The sequence below is a fragment of the Prauserella salsuginis genome, assembly GCF_024648885.1.
Lineage (GTDB): Bacteria > Actinomycetota > Actinomycetes > Mycobacteriales > Pseudonocardiaceae > Prauserella > Prauserella salsuginis.
In genome coordinates this window covers 103,931-128,615 of sequence record NZ_JANBBF010000010.1, presented here as the reverse complement: position 1 = coordinate 128,615, position 24,685 = coordinate 103,931, and the positions used below count along the sequence as shown (strand labels likewise).

The following is a 24,685-nucleotide window of genomic DNA, read 5'->3' as shown; positions in this document are numbered from 1 at the left end:
GGGCCGCCGATTTCCCCCGGCCGCCCCGCCCCTGCGCAAGGGGGTCGAGCCATGGGGCGCGGCCGAGCTAAGGCCAAGCAGACGAAAGTGGCCCGGGAGCTCAAGTACAGCGTTCCCACCACGGACCTCGAGGCACTTCAGCGAGAGCTGTCGAGCAACTCCTCGGACCAGAACGGCCATGAGGACGAGGAGCGGTACGAAGACCCGTACGACGACGGGTACGACGACTATCGTCGATGACGCAGGCGAATGCGGGGGTGGCACCGAGCGGATCGGTCGCCACCCCCGCATTCCGCGTGCCCAATGACACCTCAAGGGAGAGAACGTGCCGGAAATCCAGCGGATCGGTGTTGTCGGTGCGGGCCTGATGGGCTCGGGTATCGCCGAGGTACACGCGAGGGCAGGGCTGGACGTCGTGGTGAACGAGGTCAGCCAGTCGGCGCTGGACGCCGGGAAGGCCAAGATCGAGAAGTCGCTGCAGCGCGCGGCGAAGGCGGGCAAGATCGCCGACGCCGACGTCGAGGCGACGCTCGGGCGGCTGACGTTCACCACGGACATCGAGACGTTCGCCGACCGTGATTTCGTCGTCGAGGCCATCCTCGAGCAGGAACAGGCCAAGACGGAACTGTTCGGCAGGCTCGACAAGGTCGTGGCGAGCGACAGCGCGATCCTGGCCTCGAACACCTCCTCCATCCCGATCATGAAGCTGGGCATGGCGACCCGGCGACCGGAGCACGTCGTAGGCGTGCACTTCTTCAACCCGGTCCCGGTGCTGCCGCTCGTGGAGCTGGTCGCCTCGGTGCGCACGGCCGACGACGTGGTCGCGCGCGCCGAAGCGCACGTCACCGGCGCGCTCGGCAAGACGGCGATCCACTGCCAGGACCGCGCGGGCTTCATCGTCAACGCGCTGCTGGTGCCGTACCTGCTGTCGGCGATCCGGATGTACGAGGCCGGGTTCGCCTCGGCCGAGGACATCGACGAGGGCATGGAGAAGGGCACGGCGCACCCGATGGGCCCGCTGCGGCTGTCGGACATGATCGGCCTGGACACGATCAAGGCCATCGCGGACTCGATGTACGACGAGTACAAGGAGCCGACGTACGCGGCGCCGCCGCTGCTCATGCGCATGGTCGACGCCGGGCTGCTCGGCAAGAAGTCCGGCCGCGGGTTCTACGACTACAGCTGAGCATTCGCGCGAGTGCACGGTCGCGACGCCTGGCACTCCCACGAGTGATCACCGGCCGCCCACGCCCGCGCTCCGGGTCCTACGCTGCGAGACATGAACGACACGCAACTGCGCGTCGGCCTGGTCGGCGGTGGGCCGTGGGCGCGGACCGTGCACGCACCGGGCCTGGCGGATCATCCGGCGACGAAGCTCGAAGCCGTGTGGACGCGACGTCCCGAGGTGGCGAGTGAGCTCGCCGAGGCGCACGGCGGGTCGGCGGCAGGCACGTTCGAGGAACTGCTGGACGCGGTCGACGCGGTGGCGTTCGCGGTTCCGCCGTCGGTCCAGGGCGAGTTCGCCGAGCGTGCCGCACGGGCCGGTAAGCACGTCATCCTCGAGAAGCCGTTGGCGGGCGATCCGGAGACGGCCGAGCGCATCGCGGCCGCTGTCGACGAGACCGGCGTGACGTCGCTGATGATGCTGACGATGCGCTACACGCAGCAGACCCGCGAGTGGCTGGCCGGGATTCGCGAGGCCGGCGGCTGGACGGGCGGTGCCGCGCGGTGGCTGTCGGGGGCGCTGCTGGGCGACACCTACGGCACGGCGGGATGGCGCGTCACCGACGGCGTGCTGGTGGACGTCGGGCCGCACGTGATCGATCTGATGGACGCCGCGCTGGGCCGGGTGACGGACGTCGTCGCCGCCCACCGGACCGACGCAGACCTGTGGCACATCGTGCTCGAGCATTCCGGCGGGGCGACCTCGACGGTCAGCATGTCGACCCGCGTACCGGTGCGGCCGACCGCGGCGGAGTTCACGGTGTACGGCGAGCACGGGTTGCGGACACTGGCACGCACCGCGGGCGCCGCGGCCGAGGCGTACACGGCACTGCTCGATGATTTCGCGGCACTCATCGCGACGGGCGTGCGAGACCACGAGTGCAACGCCGCCAGGGGTGTCCACCTGCAGCGGATTCTCGGCAAATGCCTGATGGCCGCCGGAACGAGCCCCGCATAACCGGCCGCGGCCGCTGATCGGTTCCCCGGACACCCGGAGTGGGATAACTCCGCGGGGACCGGCGGACACCGGGCATGCATACCCTTTCTGGACATTCCGGTCGTCGGAGAATACCGGGCGAGTGCCGCGATACCGCGACTTCCGGTAAAGGGGGCTCGCGAATTCGCCCGGCCGGACCACCTACGAACGGATGGTGTCACGGGGCGCGAGGTTCGCCTGCCGGAACTCCCTGTTAACAACGGGAAAGCGCGACGGAAACAGCGGCCGGAAAATCGGGGCAAAACGAGGCTCGGATACCACCGAATCCGATGTCGGGGCAAGCTCTGAAAAGTCACGACGATCGACTGTGTGCACCCTCGCGGAACCTTTGCGATTCTTTCCTTGGCGCGCGAAAAGCAAGGGGGTCCGTCGCGTGGAATTCTTGCTGCACCATTTCGGCCGACTCATTCCCGTCGGTGTGACGATGTTGATTCCGGCCTCGGCGGCGTGGCTGATGCTCGTCTCCCGCAGGCGCCGGCGGCTCCCGGTGCGGCAGGCCGTCACGACGGCGAGCCTCGACACGGTGATCTGCCTGGTGATCGGCTGGATCCTGCTGCTGGTCGCGATGCCGACGGCAGGCGAAAGCCGGCTGCACCTGATCCCCGGTACAGATCTCCTCCCCGTGACCGCCGACGACGAGGCGGCCTGGCAGTTCGCCGCCAATCTCGGCTTGCTGCTGCCGCCGGCGATGTTGCTGCCGCTGCGGTGGGCGTGGTGGCGCAGCATTCGCCGGGCCACGGCGTGGGCGTTCGCCGCGTCCTGCGGCATCGAACTGTTGCAGTACGTCGCCGCCATCGGACGCGTCGCCTCCGTCGACGACGTCCTGGTGAACACCGTCGGGGCGATGGTCGGCGCGACCGTCGCCGCGTGGATCACGCGGCCGGACGTCGGGGTGCTCCCACCAGTCGCCCACCGCCGCCCAGCCCGGGCAGACGGCTCCCACCGAACAGACGGCCGGACACGTGGCGACACCCGTGTTGCGTCCTCCGGGGCCCGTGTTGCCGATCCGGGTGCCCGTGTTGCGGATTCCGGAGCCCGTGTTGCGCCCTCCGGCGGCCGTGTTGCTCCCGCCCGTCGCCCGACAGCCGCCCCTCACTGACGCGCTGGCGCGCAGCAGTGGGCGTTGAGTGCCTGCTGAGGGCCGCTGTTGCGGATCCGGGTGCATTGCGAGTCGAGAAGAGTCCGTAGCCCCGAACCCCGCACCGAGTGCGCGCGAGCTGACGTGTGACGCCAACCTCGCCGGATGCGGCGGAAACTCAGTCGTCGTTGCGGGCGCGGCGGCCCCGCTTGATGTCCGAACGGCGCTTCTTCGCGGCGATCCGGCGTTCCTTCGAACCCCGTGTCGGTTTCGTCGGCTTGCGCTTCCTCGGCGGTGGCGCGGCCGCCTCGCTCAACACGTTCGCCAACCGCTGCCGGGCGGCCTCGCGATTGCGGAGCTGCTCCCGGTGCTCGGCGGCCACGACCGTGAGCACCCCTGCGGCCAGGCGACGGTCCAAGCGGGCCAACAGCCGTGGCCGCAACGACTCCGGCACGGCGACCGACCGCGCCACGTCGAACGACAACTCGACGCGCGAGGACGTCGTGTTCACCCCCTGACCACCGGGGCCGGAGGCGCGCGAGAACCGCTCCGACAGTTCCCCCTCGGGGACGACGAAGCCCGGCGTCACACGCAGTTCGTTCACGTCAGCCACGATGTCCTGCCCGCCCGGGATGTGTCGAGCGCATTCGACGGCGACGCGGGGCCCACAGCCGGCGGCCGTGGCGGCCCACGCCGAACGGCGGCAGCGATCAGAATCGCGGGTGGTCGCCCGACAGCACGGCACGCGGACCGTCGGCGGTGTCGCCGTCGGCCGTCTTGACCTCGCCGAGCACCCACGCGGGCACGTGCCGCGCGGTGAGCACGGCCAGTGCGCGGTCGACGTCCTCGGCCGCGACGACCGCGACCATGCCGACGCCCATGTTGAACGTCTTCTCCATCTCGGCCCGCTCGACCCTGCCGCGCTGCTGGATCACCGCGAACACGGGCGCGGGCGTCCACGAACCGCGGTCGAGGTGGGCGACGAGGCCCTGCGGCAGCACCCGTTCGAGGTTCGCCTCCAGACCGCCGCCGGTGATGTGCGAGAACGTGCGCACCCCCGCCTCGGCGACGAGCGCGAGGCAATCCTTGGCGTAGATGCGGGTCGGTTCGAGCAGCTCCTCGCCGAGGGTGCGGCCGAGCTCCTCGACGTGCCCGTCCAGCGGCAGCCGCGCGATGTCCAGCAGCACGTGCCGCGCCAGCGAGTAGCCGTTGGAGTGCAGGCCGGACGAGCCCATCGCGATGACGACGTCGCCGGGACGGACGCGCTCGGGGCCGAGGACGTCTGCCGCTTCGACGGCACCGACGCCCGTGGCCGAGATGTCGTACTCGTGCTCGGCCATCATGCCGGGATGCTCGGCGGTCTCACCGCCCAGCAGCGCGCAGCCCGCCTGGACGCAGCCTTCGGAGATACCTTCCACGAGCGCGGAGACCCGCTCGGGCACGACCTTGCCGACGGCGATGTAGTCCTGCAGGAACAGCGGCTCGGCACCGGTCACGACGAGGTCGTCGACGACCATCGCGACCAGGTCGATGCCGACGGTGTCGTGCTTGTCCATCGCCTGCGCCACCGCGATCTTCGTGCCGACGCCGTCGGTGGACGACGCCAGCAGCGGTTCCTTCCAGCGGTCGAGCTTCAGCGAAAACAGGCCGGCGAACCCGCCGACACCGCCGACCACCTCCGGGCGGGTCGCACGCGCTGCGTGCGGCTTCAGCAGTTCGACGGCGTCGTCGCCCGCGTCGATGTCGACGCCTGCCGCGGCATACGTGGCACCGGCACCTTCGGTACCGGAGCCGTCAACGACCGGCTCCTGGCCAGACTCGCTCATCGGGACGCGGACTCCTCACTCGGCATTACTGACGGCGTGGTGTTCGGAAACCTACGGACGCCCGACGGCGTCCTCGGCACCGTACCCCGCACCCGCGACGGGCAGTTCCTGCGATGCACCGCCGAGGTTCTCGAGCATGTGCTTGCCGATGAGCGCCTCATCGGGCAGGGCCACGGGGTACTCGCCGTCGAAGCACGCCGCGCACACCCGGTTGCGCGGCTGTTCGGCCGCCGCGACGAGCGAGTCCACGGACGCGTAGCCGAGCGAATCGGCGCCGATGGCACGGCGGATCCCGTCGAGGTCGGCGCCGTTGGCGACGAGCTCGGCGCGCGAGGCGAAGTCGATCCCGTAGAAGCACGGCCAGCGCACCGGCGGCGAGGCGATCCGCACGTGGACCTCGACCGCGCCGGACTCACGCAGCATCCGCACCAACGCTCGCTGCGTGTTGCCGCGCACGATCGAGTCGTCGACCACGACGAGGCGTTTGCCGCGGATCACGTCGCGCAGCGGATTCAGCTTCAGCCGGATGCCCAGCTGGCGGATGGTCTGCGACGGCTGGATGAACGTGCGCCCGACGTAGCTGTTCTTGACCAGGCCCTGGCCGTAGGGGATGCCGGACGCCTGCGCGTAGCCGATCGCGGCGGGCGTGCCGGATTCGGGCACGGGAATGACCAGGTCGGCGTCGGCCGGGTATTCGTCGGCGAGCCTGCGGCCGATGTCGACACGCGTGGCGTGGACGCTGCGGCCGGAGATCGTCGTGTCGGGCCGCGCCAGGTAGACGTACTCGAAGATGCAGCCCTTCGGCTCCGGGTTGGCGAACCGCGTGGAGCGGATGCCGTCGGCGTCGATCGCGATGAGTTCGCCGGGCTCGACTTCGCGGACGAACGAGGCGCCGACGATGTCGAGTGCGGCGGTCTCGCTCGCGGCGACCCAGCCGCGCTCGAGGCGGCCGAGCACGAGCGGGCGGAATCCCTGCGGGTCGCGTGCGGCGTACAGCGTCGACTCGTCGGAGAACGTCAGGCAGAACGCGCCACGCAGGGACGGCAGCAGGGCGGCCGCCGCCGCCTCGATGCCCTGGTCGGCCGCGGTCGCCGCGAGCAGCCCGCAGATCAGGTCGGAGTCGGTGGTGGCGCCGTTCTTGCTGACGACGCCGAGTTCGCGGGCGCGCTCGTGCAGTTCGTGGGTGTTGACGAGGTTGCCGTTGTGGCCGAGCGCGATACCGCTGCCCGCGCCGGTGGTGCGGAACGTCGGCTGGGCGTTCTCCCAGCTGCTGCCACCGGTCGTGGAGTAGCGACAGTGCCCGACCGCCACGTGCCCCTGCAGCGACGACAGCGACTTCTCGTCGAACACCTGGCTGACGAGGCCGAGATCCTTGAACACCACCACGTGACGGCCGTCGCCCGCGGAGATCCCCGCTGCCTCCTGGCCGCGGTGCTGCAACGCGTAGAGCCCGTAGTAGGCCAGCTTGGCGACATCCTCGCCCGGTGCCCACACGCCGAACACGCCGCATTCCTCGCGGGGTTCGGCTTCGGGTTGGCCGTCGGGGTCGGTGACCGACGCCGGCGATGGTTCGTGGTGGTCGCCGAGCAGGTTGTCATGCCTGTCGTTGTGCACCGAGGGGCTCCCCTGAGGACGAGAACGGGCCGCCTCCAGTCTAGTCCGCGGAGGCGGCCCGTTCGGGGTGAGATGGCGCTCAGACCGAGCGTCACAGCGACGAGGGGGGAGGTGCACTGCTCCGCCGCGGTCTGAGCGCCGACCAGGGGACACGGCGGCGAACCGGCCGTGTCGAGAAGCGGGACTCGCGATGATCGCGTTCGGAGCCCCGCATCCGGGTTGGCTTCGTCGTGTCGAGTTGTCGGTTCGGTCCGAGGGTCAGGCCGTGGCCTGCAGCCACTTCGCGCGGCCGGATCCGTTCGGCACCCAGCAGCCCTTGCCGGTCCGGACCGGTGCGATCGGCTCGGCGAACTGGTCGTCCGCCAGCTCCAGCAGCTCGTCGACGACGCGGTCCATGTCGCCATTGCGCTGCCACAGCACCTGCTTGGGCTCGAGGATGTTCGGCTCGTCGTAGGGCATCCGCGTGGCGGTGACGTCGTCCTCGGCGTCGAGCCTGACCACGTCCACCACGGCCTCGTGCATGCGCACACCGACGACCGTCACGAGGTCGCCGTTGGTGTCACGAGGGTGCACGAACCGGTAGCCCTTGCTGATGAGCCTGCCGAGGGCGGCCTCGACCTCGCTGGGGGCGAGTTCAGACGAGCATGTCATCGAACTCGCCGTCCTTCACGCCAGCGACGAAGGCTTCGATCTCCGCGCGGGTGTAGACGAGAGCAGGACCCTGAGGATCACGGGAGTTCCGTACGGCGACGTCACCGCCGACGAGCGGTGCCACCTCGACGCAGTTGCCCATCGCGCCGCTGTACCGGCTCTTGCGCCACTGAACGCCGGTGAGTAGCTCCGACGAGACGCCGTTCTCGATCCGCTGCATGATCCTCACCTTCCCGACTTTCAACCTTTGGAGGATGCATCTGCACGTGCATTGACGTGTGCACCGAAGTTAGCACGCGTTAGTGCTCGTGTGAATGCACGTGCAAAAGCCCGTGATGCACTTCGCCCGGATGCAACACAGCGCAGAAACCGCAGGTCAGGGCAAGCCCCAGGGAGGCGACGACTACTCGGCGTCGACGAGCGGGATCATGACTGCGACGAGCGGTTGATCTTTGTCGGCGAGCGGGTGAACGCAATGCGGACACCTGACTGAGGTTCACCCGTCACGGCGAATGGTGACGGACCGTAGCCGCCCATCGCTCCGCGTCACGCGCGCCGTGCGCACACCACGGGATGCGCGGCCACGAGCATCGGAGTGCGAACTCGGCGGCCGCGCCGCCGCCACCACCGGCCGGCAACCGGTCTGCCGACCGGCGACCGCCAGACCGCTAACCTTCAACCGCGAATCCCGGGTGTCGGCGAATCCGGGTGCCGGCGAGCCGGAGTGCCGGCGAGCTGGGGTGCCGACGAGCTCAGGTATCGGCGCGAGCCTTGAGCATCATCTGGCGCGAACGATCCGGCGTCTCGGCGTCGACGGCGAGCCGGTCGAGGGCACGTCCGATGAGCTCGACATCGTCGGACCGGTCGAGGTAGACGCCACCGGCGATGTGCTCGACATAACCGATGTTCGGCAGCTCCGGCTCGGAGAACCGCAACAAGGTGAACGAGCCCTCCGCGGCGTAGCCGCTGCGCTCGTACGGCACGACCTGCACGGTGATGTGCGGCATCGAGGTCAGCTCGATCACCTGGTCGAGCTGTGCCCGATGAACCTCGCGTCCACCGATCGGCCGATACAGCACCGATTCGTCGACGACGGCCCACAGCTTCGGCGCGTCCGGCCGGAACAGCAGCCGTTGCCTGCGCATCCGCAGCCGCACACGCGCATCGGCCGCCTCCGAGGCATGCTCCGGCAACCCGTGAGTCATGATCGCCCGCGCGTACTCCTTGGTCTGCAGCAGACCGGGGAAGAACTGCAGCTCGTAGGTCTGGATCCGCGCCGCGGCCTCTTCGAGCCCGACGTAGTCGTCGAACCATCGCGGCATGTAGTCGTTGAACTTCTGCCACCAGCCCGGCTGCGAGGACTGCTCCACCAGGTCCAGGAAGGTCGCCCGCTGCGTCTCGTCCTGCACGCCGTACAGCGTGAGCAGGTCTTCGACGTCGCGGCCCTTGAACTTCACCCGGCCCAGCTCGAGACGGCTGATCTTCGATTCGGAAGCGCGGATGTGGTAACCGGCGTCGGCGCGGGACAGCCCCACGGCCTCACGCAGCCTGCGCAGCTGGGAGCCGAGGATCATGCGCCGCGCCGTGGGGCCCTTGTCGTCGGAGGCGTCCGGCATCCCGGCACGGGGCGAAGGAACGCCGGTGGTGGACGGCCCGGTCGGCCACGAAGCCTCTGATCCGGGTGTCATATCGGTCGTTCCGTCCCCTTCATCCACAAATCGGTAACCCACACGTACCCGCTGCCAGCTGGAATGATCATCGTAACGCAGCAGATTCAACCGGACATTCAACGTAGGCGCCCCCGGCCGGGCTATCAAGTCCGACGGCGGCGATGCCGATGTTTACTCTCGCACGTTTGTCCGACTACCCTGTGTACGCTCCTTCCCCGAACGTGGCGTACCCAGTCGAAGGCGAGGTTCCCCTCACGTGTCCACCGGCCCCGTCCCGCAGACAGAACGCGTGCCCGTGGGGGTGGACCCCACCCGGGCGAGCATCGCGCGCGTCTACGACGCCTTCCTCGGCGGCAAGGACAACTACGAGATCGATCGGCAGGTTCGCGACGGTGTCCTCACCGAGGCCCCGTACGCGGCGCACATGGCGGTCGAGAACCGAGACTTCCTGATCCGCTCGGTGCGCTTCCTCGCGCAGCAGACCGGCATCACGCAGTACCTCGACTGTGGTTCCGGCCTGCCCACCGCGGAGAACACGCACCAGGTTGTTCAGCGCGTCAACCCGGACGCCGAGGTCGTCTACATCGACAACGACCCCGTGGTCCTCGCCCACGGCCGCGCGCTGCTGGAGGAGAACGACCACACCACGCTGGTCGACGCCGACATCTTCGCCCCCGAGGACGTGCTCGACAACGACGTCGTGCGTGCCCACATCGACTTCACGGAGCCGATCGCGCTGCTGCACATCGGCACGCTGCACCACTACGAGGGGCCCGCGGACAAACCCGCCGAGATCATGCGCCGCTATTACGAGCGCCTGCCCTCCGGGTCGTTCGTCGCGCTCAGCCACTTCCTCGACCCGGAGAACGAGCACACGCCGATGGCCCGGCGCGCCGAGGAGAAGTTCCGCCACAGTCCCATGGGTTCGGGCTCGTTCCGCACCATGGAGGAGATCCGCTCCCTGTTCGGCGACCTCGAGCTCGTCGAGCCCGGCGTCATCCGGCTCGCCGACTGGTGGCAGGACGGTCCACGGCTGACGCCGCTCAACGAGGCACAGCACTGCATCGCCGGAGGCGTCGCCCGCAAACCGTGACCGCGCGAACCGTGACGGGTGAGACCCCGCCGGGGCGCCGGATCACACGCGAACGACGGGAAGCCAGTGCGAGACGTCGGCGCGGGCCCCGGACGCGGCGACCAGACCGCGCTCGACGGCGTCCGTCCACTGCAGCCTGCCCGTCGCCAGTTCGAGCCAGGTGCGCGGATCGGTCTCGACCACGTTCGGCGGTGTGCCACGGGTGTGTCTCGGACCGTCGACACACTGGACGGCACCGAACGGCGGGACACGCACCTCGACGCTGTGCCCCGGGGCGACCGCCGCGAGGGTACGCAGGCTCAACCGGACTGCCGAGGCCAGTTTCTTGCGGTCCGGTTTTGCCGGAGCGGCGCCGTCCAACCAGGCGGTCACGCTCCGGACAGCCTCTCGTAACTCTTCGGGATCGACCGAGCGCGATGCGGGCATGTGTCCACACTAGAGTGGGCGTCGACCGGATGCGGCCGCCTCCACCCCGGGCGGCGTGAGGAGGGCCGCGAAGAGGTCATGCAGGCGGCGGAAATGCCGGCGGCAAGGGCAGTGAACGTGGAGAGCTACATGGAACAGCGGGACGACGCGAACCGGCTGGTACCGGGAGAGCCCCAGCACCGGCCGGGCCGCAATCCCAAGATCACCAAGGAGATGCGGGCCAACGCGCGAGCGAACCCGAACAGCTGGCTGTACGTGATCGACGAGGCGTTCGACCCGGCGGGACGCGTTCCCTCCTGGGCGGTCGTCGGTGCTTATCCGGTGAACAACGAAGGCGAGATCGTGGAGGACTTCCACCCCAACGACCGGTACCGGCCCTCCCCGAAGGCGCTCGGCTACCCGGAACCGGCGTCCGATCTGGAACGGCTGCTGCAACTGGTGCACACCAAGCACCGGCCCGCCGAGGACCTGCCGCCGGTGATCCTGGACGCGACGCTGTTCGTCTACGCACTCTCGCCCGTGCAGCGCACCGTGATCGGGTTCCACAACGCCGACGGGCGCATCCTGGTGCCCGCGTACACGCAGAAGTCGCTGGTGCCCGCGGAGTGGCCGCATGCGCGCGCGGTGCTCGGCCGCGACATCGTCGACCTGCTGGGCGAGCATCCGCTGGCGATCAACCCACACGATCTCGTCACGGCCGTGGTTCCGGCGCACCACCTACGACACGCACGCGCACAGGAGCAGTGACGCCCCGGCGGCAGCGCCGAACGGCCGCGGCAGCCGGGGCAGGTGGTGGCGGCCGAACCGCCGCCGGTGAGATGGCGGCGGCAGAACCGTGACGCCCCGGCGGCAGTGACCGTTCGGCGGAGCAGTGACGCCCCGGCGGCAATTGTTCGGCGGATCGGTGACGATCCGACGTCGGTGACCGTTCGGCGGCAATGCCGAGAACGATGCGTGACGACGGAAACCGTGCGGCGGTGCTTTATACCCGCTGGCCCGAAAAGAAAACCGGTCGTCACTCGAACGAATCACGACGAGCGTATTTCCCGCCGGAGAACATCACCCGAATAGCGCCAACTCATACTGCGAGTGGACCCCGCTGCCGTTCCAGCGGCAATTCCGGATGTACATCACCCACCCGCAGCGGAGTTTTCACGCCAACTAGTGACAAAGTTCGCGAACTCCTATAACAATCAACGCCCGAACGGCTACCTGCAGTAAGCCGTTCACAGCGAGGGCACATTGTGAAGGGATACGTCGCATGTCCACTGCACGAAGAATCCGGCGGCGGATGCGTACCGCCGTGGTGGCCGGTTCGGTCGGCGCGCTCCTGCTCGGCGCGCTGACGACGCCGGCAGGAGCCGCACGGTCGAACACCGGCGAGACCGATGCGTTCGAAATCGGCAACCACGCGATGGGGTCGCAGATCGCCAGGGTCGAGGGCGACAGTTCGTCTCCGGCCACCGAGGCACGGGCGATGCAGCCGCAAGGCGTCGGCGCGGACGGGAGGAAGGCACAGGCCACCGTCGCCGGCATCGACGTCGCCAGCCATCAGGGCAACGTCGACTGGGACCACTGGTGGGGCCAGGGCAAACGGTTCGCATACGTCAAGGCCACGGAGGCCACCAGTTACAAGAATCCGTACTTCGCCCAGCAGTACAACGGTTCGTACAACGTCGGCATGATCCGCGGTGCATACCACTTCGCGGTGCCGAATTCGTCGTCCGGGCGAGCACAGGCGAACTACTTCGTCGACAACGGCGGCGGCTGGTCCGGCGACGGCAAGACCCTGCCCGGCGCTTTGGACATGGAGTACAACCCCTACGGCGACGACGCGTGCTACGGCCTGAACCAGGCGCAGATGGCGTCGTGGGTCCGCGACTTCCACGACACCTATCACTCGCGCACCGGGCGCTGGCCCGTGATCTACACGTCGACGAGCTGGTGGAACATGTGCGTCGGCTCGGCGCAGTCATTCGGTGACACGGTGCCGCTGTGGGTCGCGCGGTACGCCGACTCGGTGGGTCCGCTGCCCAACGGCTGGGGTTTTCACACGTTCTGGCAGTACACCTCCAGTCCGCTCGACCAGAACTCGTTCAACGGCGCCTACGACAGGTTGCAGGCGCTCGCGAACGGCTGATCGACTCCGTTTCCGGCAGGCCCGGCGGTTGGTGCAGACCACCCGCCGGGCCTGTTCGTGTGACCGAACCGGCTGTCCGAACCTCGCGGTTCACGACAGCAGGGGAGGAATCGACGCGCCGGATACCCCACCGCCGACGCGCTGGTCGCGGCCCTTGTTCGGCCACCAACCGTGGTGGCGGCGCGCTGATCGCGGCATTCGACAACGGCCACAAGGCCAAGGGCCGAGGAGAACACCGGCGAGAATCGCCTATCGGAGTCGACCGGCAGTCACGGGCCGACAACCGGAATCACCGACATTCGCACCTGAGCCCGACCTTCGCCTCGGCCGGCCACTCGCGCAATTGCGGCGACAGCCAGGAGTCTCGACTGCCCGGTGGTTCCGTGAGCACCCGGGGAACCACCGGGGAACCACCGGGGAACCACCGGGGAACCACCGGGGAACCACGGCCGCGTGGCAGAATCCGCGCGGTCGTAACGCGAGCAGGAGGCCCCGGTGACGTATCCACCACAACCAGGACAGGGCTATGGCCAGGGCGGCTGGGAACAGCAGGGCCACGGCCAGCCGGGACAGGGCCAGCCCGGTCAGCAAGGCTTCCCCGGTCAGCAGGGCTACCCGGGCCAGCAGGGCTACCCCGGTCAACAGGGATACCCCGGTCAGCACGGATATCCGGGCCAGCAGGGGTATCCGGGCCAGCAGGGTTACCAGGGACAGCAGGGGTATCCGGGATACGACCCGACCGGCCAGTACGGCATGCCCGGCGGTCCCGGTGGAGAACCCCCCAAGAAGAAGACGGGCCTGATCGTCGGCATCGCCCTCGGCACCGTGGCGCTGCTGTTCGGCGTCTTCGCTCTCCTCGCCTGGGTCGCACCCGGCTTCCTCCTCGCCGATGACGAAGACGACTCCGGTTCGGGCGGTTCCGGCGCGCAGGCCCTCGCCGAGAAGATCATGCAGGGCTTCAAGGATCAGGACAGTCAGGGCCTGCAGCAGCTCGTGTGCTCCGACGCCGAACCCATCGTCCAGGGCGTCATCCAGTCCGCGGCCCACGTACAGAGTGCCGAGCTCGGCGACGTCAAGGAGAACGGCAACAGCGCGACGGCCGACGGGACCGTCAACATCGAAGGCCAGGACGTCCCCGTCAGCGCGGGCCTGAAGAAGGACGGCGAGTCCTGGTGCTGGCAGTCGGTCGAGGTCTCCGGCATGAATCCGGGCGACATGAGCGCCGAGATGCCGGACCCGGCGGAGTCGAGCAGCGCGAGCGTCCCCGACTCCGACAGCGGCAGCACCGACGAGACCGGCAGTGGTGAATGGCGCACCAACATGGACAAGTTCATCAGCGCCATCAACTCCGGTGACAAGGAGGCGGCGAAGTCCGTGCTCTGCAGCGACGCGGACACCGGCAACGGCCTGCAGGAACTGATCGACGGCCCGACCCAGGTCCAGGAGGCCGACGTCGACGACAGCGGCACGTACTACGCGTACGTCTACTTGACCGGGACCGTCGGCGGCGAGCAGCTGACCGATGACACCAAGGTGAGCATCGAGAACTTCGACGAGACCGGATGGTGCGTCGACTCCGGCTTCACCTACTACGAGTGATCCTCCCCGCCCGCGGCGGCCGCACCGGACACGCGGCCGCCGCGGGCTCCTCGCACCTGTCCGGATCGCCGGAAGTTCCCGTCACCTGCGCAGAAGCTGTGCGACACTTCGACAGCTACAGCGCGAAGGGGACGACCGATGACATATCCACCGCAGCCCGGCCAGGGCGGTCAGCAGGGTGGCTGGGAGCAACAGGGCTACGGTCAGCAGGGGAACCCCGGATGGCAGGGCTACCCGGGTCAGGGCTACCCGGAACAGCAGGGATATCCCGGTCAGCCGGGTTACCAGGGACAGCAGGGCTACCCGGGTCAGCAGGGATATCCCGGTCACCAGGGTTACCAGGGACAGGAGGGGTATCCGGGATATGACCCGACCGGCCAGTACGGCATGTACTCGGCAGACCCGGGCGGTGGGCCGCCCAAGAAGAAGACCGGCCTGATCGTCGGCATCGCCCTCGGCACCGTGGCGCTGCTGTTCGGCGTCTTCGCGATCCTCGCCTGGGTCGCGCCCGGCTTCCTCCTCGCCGACGACGAAGACGACGGTGAGTCCGGTTCCGGCGCCCAAGCGCTGGCGGAGAAGATCGTTCAGGGCTTCAACGACCAGGACAGTCAGGGCCTGCAGCAGCTCGTGTGCTCCGACGCCGAACCCATCGTCCAGGGCGTAATCCAGTCAGCAGGATCAGTGCAGAGCGCCAAGCTCGGCAACGTCCAGGACAACGGCGACACCGCGACTGCCGAAGCCACGATCAACATCGAAGGCCAGGACGTACCCGCCAGTGCGGGCCTGAAGAACGACGGCGAGTCCTGGTGCTGGCAGTCGGTCGAAGTCTCCGGTATGGACCCCGGTGGTATGAGCCCCAGCACCGACATGGCGGAACCGGAGCCGTCGGACCTCGATGACTACCCGGCACCGGGCGGTGACGGCGACGACGAAGAGTGGCGAGGCAACGCCGATGAGTTCGTCAGCGCCGTCAACTCCGGCGACAAGCAGGCGGCGAATTCCATGCTCTGCGAGAACGCCCTGACGAGGGGCGGCCTCGAAGACCTCATCAACGGCCCGGCACAGGTCGAGCTGGGCGAGGCGAAGCTGAACAGCGACTACATGGCCTCGGTCACGATGTCAGGCACCGTCGGCGGGACCGAGATCAGCGACGGCTCGCGGCTCACACTGAACAACACCGAGGAGACCGAGCCGTGGTGTGTCGACATGGCGTTGGTCCTCGAGTACTGACCGGCAGATGAGCCGGGACGGCCAGGCGGTGGGTGCGGTGCCCGCTGCCCGGCCGCTCCGCATTCCGGGAACCGGGCGTGAGGTCCGGGGTCCGTGCCTACTCGACGCGCGATCACCGGAGTCGCGGCGGCGACGTGGCACAATCCTGCGGTCGATCACACGAGGGGGCGAGCGATGCCGTACAACACCGGGCCGTACCCGGCCGGTTCGTACGGGTACGGAGCCGGGCCGCACGGACCCGGGTACGGCCCCGAGCGGCCATACCCGGGCGGCGCCGGGCAGCAGCACGGTGCCGCGGCGGGCCACGGACAGCCGTACGGTGCGAGCCACGGAACGGCAGGCCCGCCAGGGACTCCACCGGCAGGGCCGCCGGGCAGTCCGCACTCGGGAGGTCCGGAACACGACGGGCAGCGGAGGCAGCAGCACCGTCCTGGCCCGGAAGCCTTCGCTCCCCCGCCGCGCGGCAACCGGCCCCCACGGCTCGCCGCGATCGCCGGGGCCGGAGCGGCCCTGCTCGTCGGAGTGTTCGCGTTCACGGCGTGGGTCGCGCCCGGTTTCCTCGCGGGCGGTGACGCGCGCGAGGAGGCAGGCGAGGGTGCCCGCAACGTCGCGCAGCGGATCATGACCGGGTTCGCCGGCCAGGACAGGACCGCGCTGCGGAAGCTGGCCTGTGAGGGTGCGGAACGTCCCGTCACGGCGGCGATCGAGCAGGCGCATCAGACGACAGGGGCGCGTCTCACCGGCCCCGTCACCGTGCACAACGGTTCCGCCACCGTCCCGGGCCGCCTCACGATGAGCAGCGACCACGTCGACGTCGAGACCGTCCTCGAACAGCGCGGCGAAGCGTGGTGCTGGCAGTCGCTCACCGTGCCCGGGATCGAGCTGCGCAGCCCCCGCCCGACCGGCTGACGGAACGGCGGCACGGATCGCGGCGGTGGTAGCCAGACTGCCGTGTCGGCCAGACTGCCGTGTCGGCCAGACTGCCGTGTCGGCCAGACTGCCGTGTTGGCCAGGCTGCCTGTCGATACGCGACCTGGGTCGACACGGGGCCATGTCGACATGACGACAGTGCAGACGTGTCGTGTGCCGGCCGATCGAACGTAGGCGCACCACAGCTGGGCCGTGATCGACTACGGTCACGAGCCGTGAAACGCCCGTGGTCGCCGGAATCCCGGCAGCGTTCGTCGGTCGCGCTGGCCGTCACGCTCGTGCTGGCCGTAGCAGCGGTACTGACCATCGGCGCCTGGCTCATCGCGGACCCCGGAACGCCGCGGAGCGACGCGCTGCGCACCGCGGGCCTCGCGGGCGGCGCGATCATCGCGCTGTACGCATTGTGGCTCAACGACCGCAGGCGCCGGGTCGAGGAAGCGCGGCACGCGCTCGAAGGTGACCGGGTCTCGGACGAGCGGTTCGCCCGGTCGGTCGAACTCCTCGGTCACGAAGCCGACCAGGTCCGGGTCGGCGCCATGCACGCGTTGGCGGGACTCGCGAAAGCCCGCAGGGACTACACGCAAACGGTGCTCGACGTGCTGTGCGCCTACCTCCGCAGGCCCTACGCGCATCCGCGATGGTCCGATTCGGACAGTCCCACATCCGAGGAGCACGAGGAGGCCGAGCGCGAACTACAGGTCCGACTGACGGCGCAGCGCCTCGTGCACCACCTACTATCCGAATCGGACGACCCGAACGGCATCGCCTACGATCTCGACCTCACCGGAGCCGCCGTCGAGTACCTCGATCTCTCGCGCCGTCGCATGGGCACGGTCGTGCTGCGGTACGCGTACCTGCACAGCGATTCGAATCTCAGCGGATGCGTGTTCACCGGACCGGTCTGGTTCACCCGTGGCCGCACCGGCACGGGACGACTGCAGGGCCGGTTCCGTTGCGAGGACGCGGTTTTCGAACAGCCAGCGACGTTCAGCCACGCGACGTTCAACTCGCTGGCCTCCTTCCGCCGCACCCGGTTCGCCGACGACTGTTCGTTCTCCGGGGTCGCGTTCAACGGCACGGCACGGTTCACCGAGGCGACTTTCCGCGAGCTGGACCTGCGCCGCGCGCGATTCGCCGGGGACGTCGACCTCCGCTGGCGCGAGGCGGTGGCCGTGTCGACGGAGGACACCACTGCCGATCCGGCGCACAGCATCGAGCTCCCCGAAGACTGGCACGCCGCACCGACTCGCAGCCGAACTGACGCCAGCGCCGAGCTGGTCCCACCGCAGAGCTGACCCCGCCGCCCACCGGACGGGCCGACGGGGCGGCCGACCTCGCGGGCGACCGGGACGTCCTCGCGGCCGGGATCGGAGGTGTGCACCACGATGCGGGAGGAATCCGGCGGTACCGCACCGTGGGGTGTGCTCACCGTGGCACAGTGACCGCGACCCAGTTGTGATGTTGCTGTGAAATCTGGGGCACGCGGAGACTCGTACCCGAGTGAGGACTACGGCTACGGCTAGCTGAGCCCGTCCGGACCGCCTCACCGCACCGACGACGGCACCACCGGTCCGGACCGGCTCACCGCACCACCGAAGCGCCGGCCCTCGCCGCCGGTCCAGCCGCGCCGGACACGGAACCACAGCGGGCGGCCGCGAGTCGAACGTCCATAGCGCCATGACAGAGTGACCCGCAACAGGGTCACCCAGTCGAGGCAGATGCAATGACAGCAGCATTGCGTGACCAGCAGAGGGGGAGTCGTGACCTACCCACCCCAGCCCGGCCCTTACGGCCAGCAACCCGGCCCCTACGGCCAGCCCGGACCGCACCAGGGCGGGCCCCAGCCGGGCGGCTATCCCCAGCCGGGAGCACCCCAGCCCGGCGCACCCCAGCCGGGAGCGCCGCAGTCCGGCGGCTTTCCGCAGCAGGGCATGCCCCCGCAGGGTGGCGGCTATCCGCCGCCCGGACAGCCGCACGGCTTTCCGCAGGGCCCCGGCGGGTTCGACCAGCAGCCGAAGGGCAAGAAGACCGGCCTCATCGTCGGCGTCGCCGCCGCCGTCGCGCTGATCGCCGCAGTCCTCGTCACCGGGCTCTGGGCACCGGGATTCTTCGTGGGTGACGACACCGAGACGTCCGCGGACAGCGGAAACTCGGGCGACGACTCCGGCGGCACCGCTGACGACAGCTCCGGCAGCGACAGCGGTTCCGGCGGGCAGGACGGTGGCTTCGGCGACTCCGGTGACACGAACGGAACGGACTCCGGTGGCCTCGACGGAGGCGCTCAGGCCACCGCGACGCAGTACGCAGCCGCACTGTCCGACCTCGACGTGCCCGGCATGGAGGAACTCGCCTGTGCCGGCAGCACGGACGTCGCACCGCAGGGCGAGGCGCCCGACGGCCTCCAGATCCAGGCCACGGTCGCCGAGGTCGACGAGACCTCGGCCGACAAGGCGTCGGCAAAACTCAACATGCAGGTAACGTCCGGCGACCACTCCGCGAACATGCAGGCCGACCTGACACTCGAGAACCAGGGCGGCTGGTGCATCTCCGACATTGAGGCGGACAGCGGCTCCGGATCCGGCTCCGGCTTCTGACGCAGCCCGCCGCGACGTCCTCGCCGTCGGTGTCCTCGCCGGCGGCGAGGCCGGCGGCGAGGTGGTCGTCGAGGTGGTCGTCGTAACTCGCATCCGGGCGACGACGGCGCACGAGGACTGCACCACCCTCCTGCGGGACGGAACGTGGTCGGCCGGGCACACACGGGGAGCTCACGCCCGTGGAGACGATCTTGGGAACCCGGCCGGGGTACCGGCCCGTCCAAGTCGTTGCATATGAAGTAGTTTCACTGTCCGTTGGACGTCGGAAGACGCACGCGCGCGCGAGGAAATGGGAGCCCGCCATGACGTACCCACCCCAGCCCGGTCAGCCCGACCCGTACGGGGGGCAGCCCGGCCAGCAGCCAGGTGGCTACCCCCAGTCCGGCGGGTTCCCCCAGCAGGGCGGATACCCGGGCCAGGGCGGCTATCCACAGCAGGGCCAGCCCCCGCAGGGCGGCCGCCAGCAGCCGTACGGCCAGCAGGGCCAGTACGGCCAGCAGCCCTACGGTCAACAGCCCTACGGTCAACAGCCGTACGGCCAGCCGCAGCAGGGCTACCCGCAGCAGGGCGGCTTCGGCGAGCCGCCGAAGAAGAACAAGACCGGCCTCATCGCCGGCATCGGCGGGGGCGCCGTCGTGGTCATCGCCGCGTTCGTCATCACCGCGTTCTGGGCACCGGGATTCCTCACCGGCGACAGCCCCGACGACGTGGCCGAGAAGGCCGTCGAGGCGCTCAACAACAAGGACGTGGACGTGCTCAAGGAGGTCGCGTGCAGCGCGGAGTCGGCCGGCGACGTCAGTCAGCTTGAGGACATGCCCGACGAGATGACCATGACGTTCGCGGTCACCGGCGACTCCACGGAGGACGGCGACGAGGCACGCGTCCCGATCAAGCTCGACGTCCAGTACCAGGGCAAGAGCAACACCAGCCAGGGCGAGCTCATCCTGAAGGACCAGGACGGCTGGTGCATCGACGACATCGAGGACGCCAACCAGTAAGCCGGGGGCGCTCCCTTCCGCGGCCGGCGACCTCCCGGATCTCCGGACGCGGACACCGGTGCCACGCATCGGCCCGGCTCGGCTCGGCGTTCGACGCGGACAAGGACAGGAACACGTCGGCCCACCGGCGAATGCCGTGTTCAGGGAGCTGCAGTCAGGAGGTGAGCCGCTCGGCGCGCAACGCCGAGCGGCGCATCTTCCCCGTGTCGTCCCGCAGCGGTTCGTGCACGATCTCGATACTCTTCGGCCGCTTGTGCGGAGCCAGCCGCGCACCGGCGTGTGCCGCGATCTCCGCAGCCGACACGGCATCGCCGTCGGGTGTTTCGACGATGGCGTGTACACGGTTGCCGGTATCCGGATCGGGAAGTCCGATCACGGCGCTGGAAAGCACGGCCGGATGCTCGACGAGTGCGTTCTCGACCTCGGCGGGGTAGATGTTCACCCCGCCGGCGATGATCATGTCGGAAAGACGATCGTGCAGGTAGAGGTACCCGTCCTCGTCGAACTCGCCCACGTCTCCGAGTGATTCCCAGCCGTCGAGTTCTTTCGCCTCCGCGCCGATGTACCGGTACGGTTCGGGGCTCTCCGGGGCCGGCCGCAGGTAGATCTCACCCGGCGTTCGGGGTGTCGTCACCTCGGCGCCGTCGACGTCCACGATCTTGATCTCGCCCCACGTGGTGCGGCCCACCGTGCCGGGATGGGCCAGCCACTCGCGGCCGTTCACCGTGCATCCCGCCTGCGCCTCGGTGCCGCCGTAGAGCTCCCAGATCACGTCCGCGCCGAGCCAGTCGATCCACGCCCGTTTCAACCACGGCGGGCACGGCTCGGCGACGTGCCACACGGACCTCAGCCCGGACAGATCGCAGCGCTGCTTGACGTCGTCGGGGAGAGCGTGGATCCGGCGCATCATCGTCGGTACGAGATAGAGCCAGCTGATCGCGTGGCGGCTCACCTCCTCGAGCGTGCCCGCGGGGTCGAACTTCCGCATCAGCGTGACCGTGGCGCCCGTGAACAGGCCTGCCATGGCCGTGCCGAACGGCGCGTTGTGGTGCAGGGGCGCGGGTACGAGGAGCCGGTCCTCCGGTCGGATGCCCCAGACCTCCGCGTCGAAGGCTCGGTACGTCGCGGGCTTGCCGGACAGGATGATCTTCGGGCGGCCGGTCGAGCCGCCGGAGGTGGGCGCTTTCCACGACGGTGCGACCACAGTGGGCAGATCCTCGTCCGTGGCACCGAGTTCTCGAAGCCGGTCCACAGTGGTCGCACCGGGAACGCCGGAACGTTCGGTGTCCACGACGACCGCAGCAGGCTCGGCCAGTGCGAGGATCTCGTCCCGTTCCCGCTCGGTCAGCGTGGTCGACAGCGGCTGGGGAATCGCGCCCACCTTGTAGCAGGCGAATGCCGACACGATCATGTCGACGCCGCCCGGCAGCGCGAGCGTGACGATGCGGCCGATCGACACCCCGCAGCGTCGCAACCCGTGGGCGACACGGTTGCTCGCGCGGTGCAGTTCGGCCCAGGTCAGCTCGTCGCCGCCGCAACGGACCGCGACGGTGTTCGGCATGACGCCGGCGTGGTACTTCGGGACGTCACACAGCGGAAACTCTTCGGGTGGCATGAGAATGCAAACCTTTCGCCGGGCTGACGAGTCGTGGCACAGCTGCCGTGGCTCGGTCACTGCGTGGCCGAATGCGCTTCGGCGTCGTCGACATCGTGGCGGAGCCAGGTGTGGTAGACCCACGCGAACAGCAGCGGGCCGACCACGCTGGTCAGGGGCCAGATCACGTAGACGAACACGGCCGTCGACGCCGGCAGGCCACCGATGACCCCGCTGCTGTGCAGCGTCGCGTTCGACACGACGAACAGCATCGTCAGCACCGCCCCGAAGGACACGATGCGGGCCGTCGCTCCCGGTTTCCATTCGTCACGCCGGTTGAGCGACCCCATCAGCATGAAGACAGTCACCAGACTGGGGATCGCGTAGTACACCAGGTGCCAGACGTCGAAGACCACTCCGACGGTGACGCCCGTGACGACCACGAATATCGCGGCGACCAACGCGTCCGTGCGATCGATACTCATTCGGACATCCTTAGGTGGAGGGTTGGCGCGAGCGTGGTGTGCCGCTACTCGGCGGCGGTCGACGTCGGTGACCGCATGTCGTGCATCTCGGTGAATCGATCGGCGCATGCGCGGGACGGTAGGGCCACCGAGACGACGATGAAGATCAGGATTCCCACGACGGTGATGAAGCCACCGGCCTCGATGTAGTCGGGAATCGTAATGATCTCCTGCGACGTGAGGGCCGTGGTGACCAGGTTCGCGACGATGCCGAAGGAGATCGCGACGGCGGTGGCGAGCCCGGTCGCCCGCCGCCAGTACAGCCCGAGCGCGAGCGGCCCGAAGATCGCGGCCGCGAAGGCGGCGAATCCGAGGGCGCCCAACAGGAACACCACCTGCGACAGGTAGAGCGTGAACACCAGGGCGCACGCCACCACGAACACGCTCGCGAGACGTGCCCAGCGCACCTCGTTGCGCACGGTGATGCCGAGTGCGCCGGTGAGGTCCCGCATCAGCGAGGAGGCGCCGACGGCGATGAAGGAGTTGGAGCTCGACATGATGGCGGCGAGCAGCCCGGCGAGCACGAACCCGGCGAACACCGGCGAGACCATGTTGTCCAGGAACCACGTGGCGGTGTTGTCGACGTTCTCGAGTTCCGGCGCCCGCCCCTGGATCGTGAGTGCGCGCACCGACAGTCCGACGCCGAGCGCGAACAGCGTCGTGATGCCGTATGCCAGTGCGGCCACGAGCGCGCCCCATTTCAGTTCCGAGGACGACCGCAGCATCAGGAACTTGGTGATGAGCTGCGGTTGCGCGGCGATACCGAGGATCGCGAGCAGGACGAAGGTGTAGACGTAGGTGAGCGGCTGCGAGGCGTCCAGGCGAAGGAAGTCGAGGTCGTAGTTGCTGATGGTGGTGAGCATGGAGCCCCAGCCGCCGACGGTGCCGGTGGCCACGAAGAAGGCGCCCACCGACAGTCCGACCATGAGCAGCCCCTGGATGAAGTCGGTCCAGGCACCGGCCAGCATCCCGCCCGCGACCGTGTACACCGCCACGACCGCCGAGCCGATGATCGCACCGGTGGACACCGAGGTGTCGAAGATGAGACTCACGATGACGCCCGTGGCCGTGACCTGCGCGGTCATGTACGCGACCGAGCCGACGAACATCGCGACGGACATGGACACGTGAGCCGCCTTTCCGGGATACCGGATGCGGATCACGTCGGGTACCGAGTACACCTCGTACTTCCGCGCCAGCCGGTACAGCCGGGACCCGAGCAGGAACCAGGAAAGCGCGAACGCCAACGGCACGAGGAACGCAGCCGCCACTAGCGCCTGCACACCCCACGAATAGGTGTTGGCGGTGTGGCCGATCATGCCGAACCCGCTCTGGATGGACGAGAACGTGCCGATCGCCATCACGAAGAAGCCGAGCGTCTGACCAGCAACCAGAAAGTCCTTTGAGGACCTGATGCGAGATTTCGCCCAGTACCCGATGGCGAACATGAGCAGGAAGTACACCAGCATGATGACGACGACTGGGGTCATTCGACGATCCTCCGCGGTGAAGATGGTTGGGCACTTCGGGCGAGTACGTGCCGGCGACGGCGGTGCTCGTGCGGACGGCACGCTGCGATGGTCACCGCCTCCGGTCTTGCGGTGTTGCGGTCCTGCCGGTCGTAGCGTCCGGTCGTCACCGGGCGCCGGTCAGTCCACCGTCCACCGGAATGACCACTCCGGTGAGATACGCACCGGCACGAGAAGCGAGGAAAATCGCGGTTCCGGCGGCGTCCTCCGGAGTTCCCGTACGGCCGAGGGGGATTCGCTGGAGCACCCCCGAACGCAGCTCGGGATCGTCCAGCGCGTAGGCCATCATCTTGCTGGGGAACGGCCCCGGCGCGATGGCGTTGACCGTGATGCCGTCGGCGGCCGTGACAGCGGCGAGTTTGCGCGTGAGCATGTGCACGGCGGCTTTGCTGGCACCGTAAGAGAAGTTGTCCGACGCCGATACCGTCATGCCGTCGACCGAGCCGATGTTGATGACGCGCGCGGGATCACCCTCACGCGACGCGGCCCGCAGCTCGGGCAGCAGCCGTTGGGTCAGCGCGAAAACCGCCTTGACGTTGACGTCGAAAACCTTGTCGAACGCACTGTCCGGGAACTCGTCGATCGGCGCGCCCCACGTCGCACCCGCGTTGTTGACCAGTACGTCGATCCGGGGCGAGATCTCCCGTACCCGTTCGACCAGGCTCGCGATGCCATCCGGTGTGGACAGATCGGCGGGGTGGGCGATGCACGTTCCCCCTGAGGCGGACAATTCCTCCGCCGCCTGCCGGCACGCGTCGGCCTTGCGGGACGAGATGACGACCGTGGCACCGGATTCGACGAATCCCCTGGCGATCATCAGACCGATTCCCCGGGAACCGCCGGTGACCACCACCGTCTTGCCGGAGACGTCGAACAGCGCCGCCGGCTTCATCGTCGCACCGTTCACGGCACCGGCATTCGTCCCACCGGCGTTCGTCCCACCGGCATTCGTCGCACCGGCGTTCGTC

Annotated in this window: 24 protein-coding genes; 13 read left to right on the top strand and 11 right to left on the bottom strand. The window is 68.9% G+C overall.

The features are described from left to right. The first annotated feature begins 51 nt into the window (after window positions 1–51). The 4 genes from LY40_RS11790 (at window position 52) to LY40_RS11775 (ending at window position 3,320) form a co-directional block, all read left to right on the top strand. The gene (locus LY40_RS11790; protein ID WP_183648247.1) at window positions 52–240 is read left to right on the top strand and encodes a DUF3073 domain-containing protein; all 189 of its coding nucleotides are present in this window, start codon (window positions 52–54) and stop codon (window positions 238–240) included. 85 nt (window positions 241–325) lie between these two features. After that, window positions 326–1,186 carry a 3-hydroxybutyryl-CoA dehydrogenase gene (locus tag LY40_RS11785; RefSeq protein ID WP_183781706.1) on the top strand — a complete coding sequence of 287 codons (861 nt, stop codon included), beginning with the start codon at window positions 326–328 and terminating at the stop codon, window positions 1,184–1,186. A 93-nt stretch (window positions 1,187–1,279) separates the two neighbouring features. After that, on the top strand, window positions 1,280–2,182 hold the full coding sequence (locus tag LY40_RS11780) for a Gfo/Idh/MocA family protein (protein WP_258936834.1): 903 nt from the start codon (window positions 1,280–1,282) through the stop codon (window positions 2,180–2,182). A gap of 193 nt (window positions 2,183–2,375) precedes the next feature. After that, window positions 2,376–3,320, top strand: coding sequence for a VanZ family protein (locus LY40_RS11775; RefSeq protein ID WP_258936833.1), 945 nt, complete (start codon window positions 2,376–2,378; stop codon window positions 3,318–3,320). Window positions 3,321–3,477: 157 nt separating this feature from the next. Here LY40_RS11775 and arfB read toward each other — a convergent pair whose 3' ends face one another. The 6 genes from arfB to LY40_RS11745 form a co-directional block, all read right to left on the bottom strand. Continuing rightward, window positions 3,478–3,903 (bottom strand): alternative ribosome rescue aminoacyl-tRNA hydrolase ArfB, encoded by a 426-nt coding sequence (arfB, locus tag LY40_RS11770; RefSeq protein ID WP_183781697.1) that lies wholly within the window; start codon window positions 3,901–3,903, stop codon window positions 3,478–3,480. Between the two features lie 106 nt (window positions 3,904–4,009). Further along, window positions 4,010–5,125 carry a phosphoribosylformylglycinamidine cyclo-ligase gene (gene purM / locus LY40_RS11765; RefSeq protein WP_258936832.1) on the bottom strand — a complete coding sequence of 372 codons (1,116 nt, stop codon included), beginning with the start codon at window positions 5,123–5,125 and terminating at the stop codon, window positions 4,010–4,012. A gap of 51 nt (window positions 5,126–5,176) precedes the next feature. Beyond that, entirely contained in the window at window positions 5,177–6,715 is a 1,539-nt protein-coding gene (gene purF / locus LY40_RS11760) for an amidophosphoribosyltransferase (RefSeq protein ID WP_183785267.1), read from the bottom strand. Window positions 6,716–6,997: 282 nt separating this feature from the next. Then, window positions 6,998–7,390, bottom strand: coding sequence for a hypothetical protein (locus LY40_RS11755; protein ID WP_183781692.1), 393 nt, complete (start codon window positions 7,388–7,390; stop codon window positions 6,998–7,000). Continuing rightward, complete coding sequence (locus tag LY40_RS11750) at window positions 7,374–7,610, bottom strand: DUF397 domain-containing protein (RefSeq protein ID WP_221212685.1); 237 nt, start codon at window positions 7,608–7,610, stop codon at window positions 7,374–7,376. The genes LY40_RS11755 and LY40_RS11750 overlap by 17 nt, the downstream gene beginning before the upstream one ends. 532 nt (window positions 7,611–8,142) lie before the next feature. Continuing rightward, complete coding sequence (locus LY40_RS11745) at window positions 8,143–9,006, bottom strand: Sco1979 family transcriptional regulator (RefSeq protein WP_228725997.1); 864 nt, start codon at window positions 9,004–9,006, stop codon at window positions 8,143–8,145. A 349-nt stretch (window positions 9,007–9,355) separates the two neighbouring features. On the opposite strand from LY40_RS11745, the gene LY40_RS11740 reads away from it, so the two are divergent. Then, on the top strand, window positions 9,356–10,153 hold the full coding sequence (locus tag LY40_RS11740; RefSeq protein ID WP_258937200.1) for an SAM-dependent methyltransferase: 798 nt from the start codon (window positions 9,356–9,358) through the stop codon (window positions 10,151–10,153). A 42-nt stretch (window positions 10,154–10,195) separates the two neighbouring features. Here LY40_RS11740 and LY40_RS11735 read toward each other — a convergent pair whose 3' ends face one another. After that, a complete protein-coding gene (locus tag LY40_RS11735; protein WP_183781689.1) occupies window positions 10,196–10,579 on the bottom strand; it encodes a sterol carrier family protein in 384 nt (127 codons plus the stop codon). 129 nt (window positions 10,580–10,708) lie between these two features. Between LY40_RS11735 and LY40_RS11730 the strand changes: the two genes are divergently transcribed. From LY40_RS11730 to LY40_RS11695, 8 genes are all read left to right on the top strand, one after another. After that, window positions 10,709–11,326 carry a type VII secretion system-associated protein gene (locus LY40_RS11730; RefSeq protein ID WP_183781686.1) on the top strand — a complete coding sequence of 206 codons (618 nt, stop codon included), beginning with the start codon at window positions 10,709–10,711 and terminating at the stop codon, window positions 11,324–11,326. Between the two features lie 514 nt (window positions 11,327–11,840). Continuing rightward, window positions 11,841–12,719: a lysozyme gene (locus LY40_RS11725; protein WP_183781684.1), complete on the top strand. Its 879-nt coding sequence runs from the start codon at window positions 11,841–11,843 to the stop codon at window positions 12,717–12,719. Between the two features lie 495 nt (window positions 12,720–13,214). Continuing rightward, window positions 13,215–14,318 (top strand): hypothetical protein, encoded by a 1,104-nt coding sequence (locus LY40_RS11720; RefSeq protein ID WP_258936831.1) that lies wholly within the window; start codon window positions 13,215–13,217, stop codon window positions 14,316–14,318. A 138-nt stretch (window positions 14,319–14,456) separates the two neighbouring features. Further along, on the top strand, window positions 14,457–15,548 hold the full coding sequence (locus LY40_RS11715; RefSeq protein WP_258936830.1) for a hypothetical protein: 1,092 nt from the start codon (window positions 14,457–14,459) through the stop codon (window positions 15,546–15,548). Between the two features lie 174 nt (window positions 15,549–15,722). After that, window positions 15,723–16,457, top strand: a complete 735-nt coding sequence (locus LY40_RS11710) for a hypothetical protein (RefSeq protein ID WP_258937221.1) — start codon at window positions 15,723–15,725, stop codon at window positions 16,455–16,457. A gap of 236 nt (window positions 16,458–16,693) precedes the next feature. After that, window positions 16,694–17,773, top strand: coding sequence for a pentapeptide repeat-containing protein (locus tag LY40_RS11705; RefSeq protein ID WP_258936829.1), 1,080 nt, complete (start codon window positions 16,694–16,696; stop codon window positions 17,771–17,773). A 465-nt stretch (window positions 17,774–18,238) separates the two neighbouring features. After that, window positions 18,239–19,072, top strand: a complete 834-nt coding sequence (locus LY40_RS11700; protein WP_258936828.1) for a hypothetical protein — start codon at window positions 18,239–18,241, stop codon at window positions 19,070–19,072. 302 nt (window positions 19,073–19,374) lie between these two features. Continuing rightward, on the top strand, window positions 19,375–20,070 hold the full coding sequence (locus LY40_RS11695) for a hypothetical protein (protein WP_258936827.1): 696 nt from the start codon (window positions 19,375–19,377) through the stop codon (window positions 20,068–20,070). Between the two features lie 154 nt (window positions 20,071–20,224). Here LY40_RS11695 and LY40_RS11690 read toward each other — a convergent pair whose 3' ends face one another. The 4 genes from LY40_RS11690 to LY40_RS11675 all read right to left on the bottom strand — a co-directional run bounded on the left by LY40_RS11690 (window position 20,225) and on the right by LY40_RS11675 (window position 24,609). After that, the gene (locus LY40_RS11690) at window positions 20,225–21,685 is read right to left on the bottom strand and encodes an AMP-binding protein (RefSeq protein ID WP_258936826.1); all 1,461 of its coding nucleotides are present in this window, start codon (window positions 21,683–21,685) and stop codon (window positions 20,225–20,227) included. 56 nt (window positions 21,686–21,741) lie between these two features. Beyond that, window positions 21,742–22,149 carry a hypothetical protein gene (locus tag LY40_RS11685; RefSeq protein ID WP_183781662.1) on the bottom strand — a complete coding sequence of 136 codons (408 nt, stop codon included), beginning with the start codon at window positions 22,147–22,149 and terminating at the stop codon, window positions 21,742–21,744. Between the two features lie 44 nt (window positions 22,150–22,193). Next, window positions 22,194–23,678 (bottom strand): sodium:solute symporter family protein, encoded by a 1,485-nt coding sequence (locus tag LY40_RS11680; RefSeq protein WP_258936825.1) that lies wholly within the window; start codon window positions 23,676–23,678, stop codon window positions 22,194–22,196. Between the two features lie 145 nt (window positions 23,679–23,823). Continuing rightward, window positions 23,824–24,609: an SDR family oxidoreductase gene (locus LY40_RS11675; RefSeq protein ID WP_258937199.1), complete on the bottom strand. Its 786-nt coding sequence runs from the start codon at window positions 24,607–24,609 to the stop codon at window positions 23,824–23,826. Between the last annotated feature and the right edge of the window lie 76 nt (window positions 24,610–24,685).

Bases quoted from the DNA above. Each gene is read 5' to 3' on its own strand.
- LY40_RS11790 (WP_183648247.1), top strand. From the start codon at position 52: ATGGGGCGCGGCCGAGCTAAGGCCAAGCAGACGAAAGTGGCCCGGGAG.
- LY40_RS11780 (WP_258936834.1), top strand. From the start codon at position 1,280: ATGAACGACACGCAACTGCGCGTCGGCCTGGTCGGCGGTGGGCCGTGG.
- purM (WP_258936832.1), bottom strand. From the start codon at position 5,125: ATGAGCGAGTCTGGCCAGGAGCCGGTCGTTGACGGCTCCGGTACCGAA.
- LY40_RS11755 (WP_183781692.1), bottom strand. From the start codon at position 7,390: ATGACATGCTCGTCTGAACTCGCCCCCAGCGAGGTCGAGGCCGCCCTC.
- LY40_RS11750 (WP_221212685.1), bottom strand. From the start codon at position 7,610: ATGCAGCGGATCGAGAACGGCGTCTCGTCGGAGCTACTCACCGGCGTT.
- LY40_RS11745 (WP_228725997.1), bottom strand. From the start codon at position 9,006: ATGCCGGACGCCTCCGACGACAAGGGCCCCACGGCGCGGCGCATGATC.
- LY40_RS11735 (WP_183781689.1), bottom strand. From the start codon at position 10,579: ATGCCCGCATCGCGCTCGGTCGATCCCGAAGAGTTACGAGAGGCTGTC.
- LY40_RS11730 (WP_183781686.1), top strand. From the start codon at position 10,709: ATGGAACAGCGGGACGACGCGAACCGGCTGGTACCGGGAGAGCCCCAG.
- LY40_RS11725 (WP_183781684.1), top strand. From the start codon at position 11,841: ATGTCCACTGCACGAAGAATCCGGCGGCGGATGCGTACCGCCGTGGTG.
- LY40_RS11715 (WP_258936830.1), top strand. From the start codon at position 14,457: ATGACATATCCACCGCAGCCCGGCCAGGGCGGTCAGCAGGGTGGCTGG.
- LY40_RS11710 (WP_258937221.1), top strand. From the start codon at position 15,723: ATGCCGTACAACACCGGGCCGTACCCGGCCGGTTCGTACGGGTACGGA.
- LY40_RS11695 (WP_258936827.1), top strand. From the start codon at position 19,375: ATGACGTACCCACCCCAGCCCGGTCAGCCCGACCCGTACGGGGGGCAG.
- LY40_RS11690 (WP_258936826.1), bottom strand. From the start codon at position 21,685: ATGCCACCCGAAGAGTTTCCGCTGTGTGACGTCCCGAAGTACCACGCC.
- LY40_RS11685 (WP_183781662.1), bottom strand. From the start codon at position 22,149: ATGAGTATCGATCGCACGGACGCGTTGGTCGCCGCGATATTCGTGGTC.
- LY40_RS11680 (WP_258936825.1), bottom strand. From the start codon at position 23,678: ATGACCCCAGTCGTCGTCATCATGCTGGTGTACTTCCTGCTCATGTTC.
- LY40_RS11675 (WP_258937199.1), bottom strand. From the start codon at position 24,609: ATGAAGCCGGCGGCGCTGTTCGACGTCTCCGGCAAGACGGTGGTGGTC.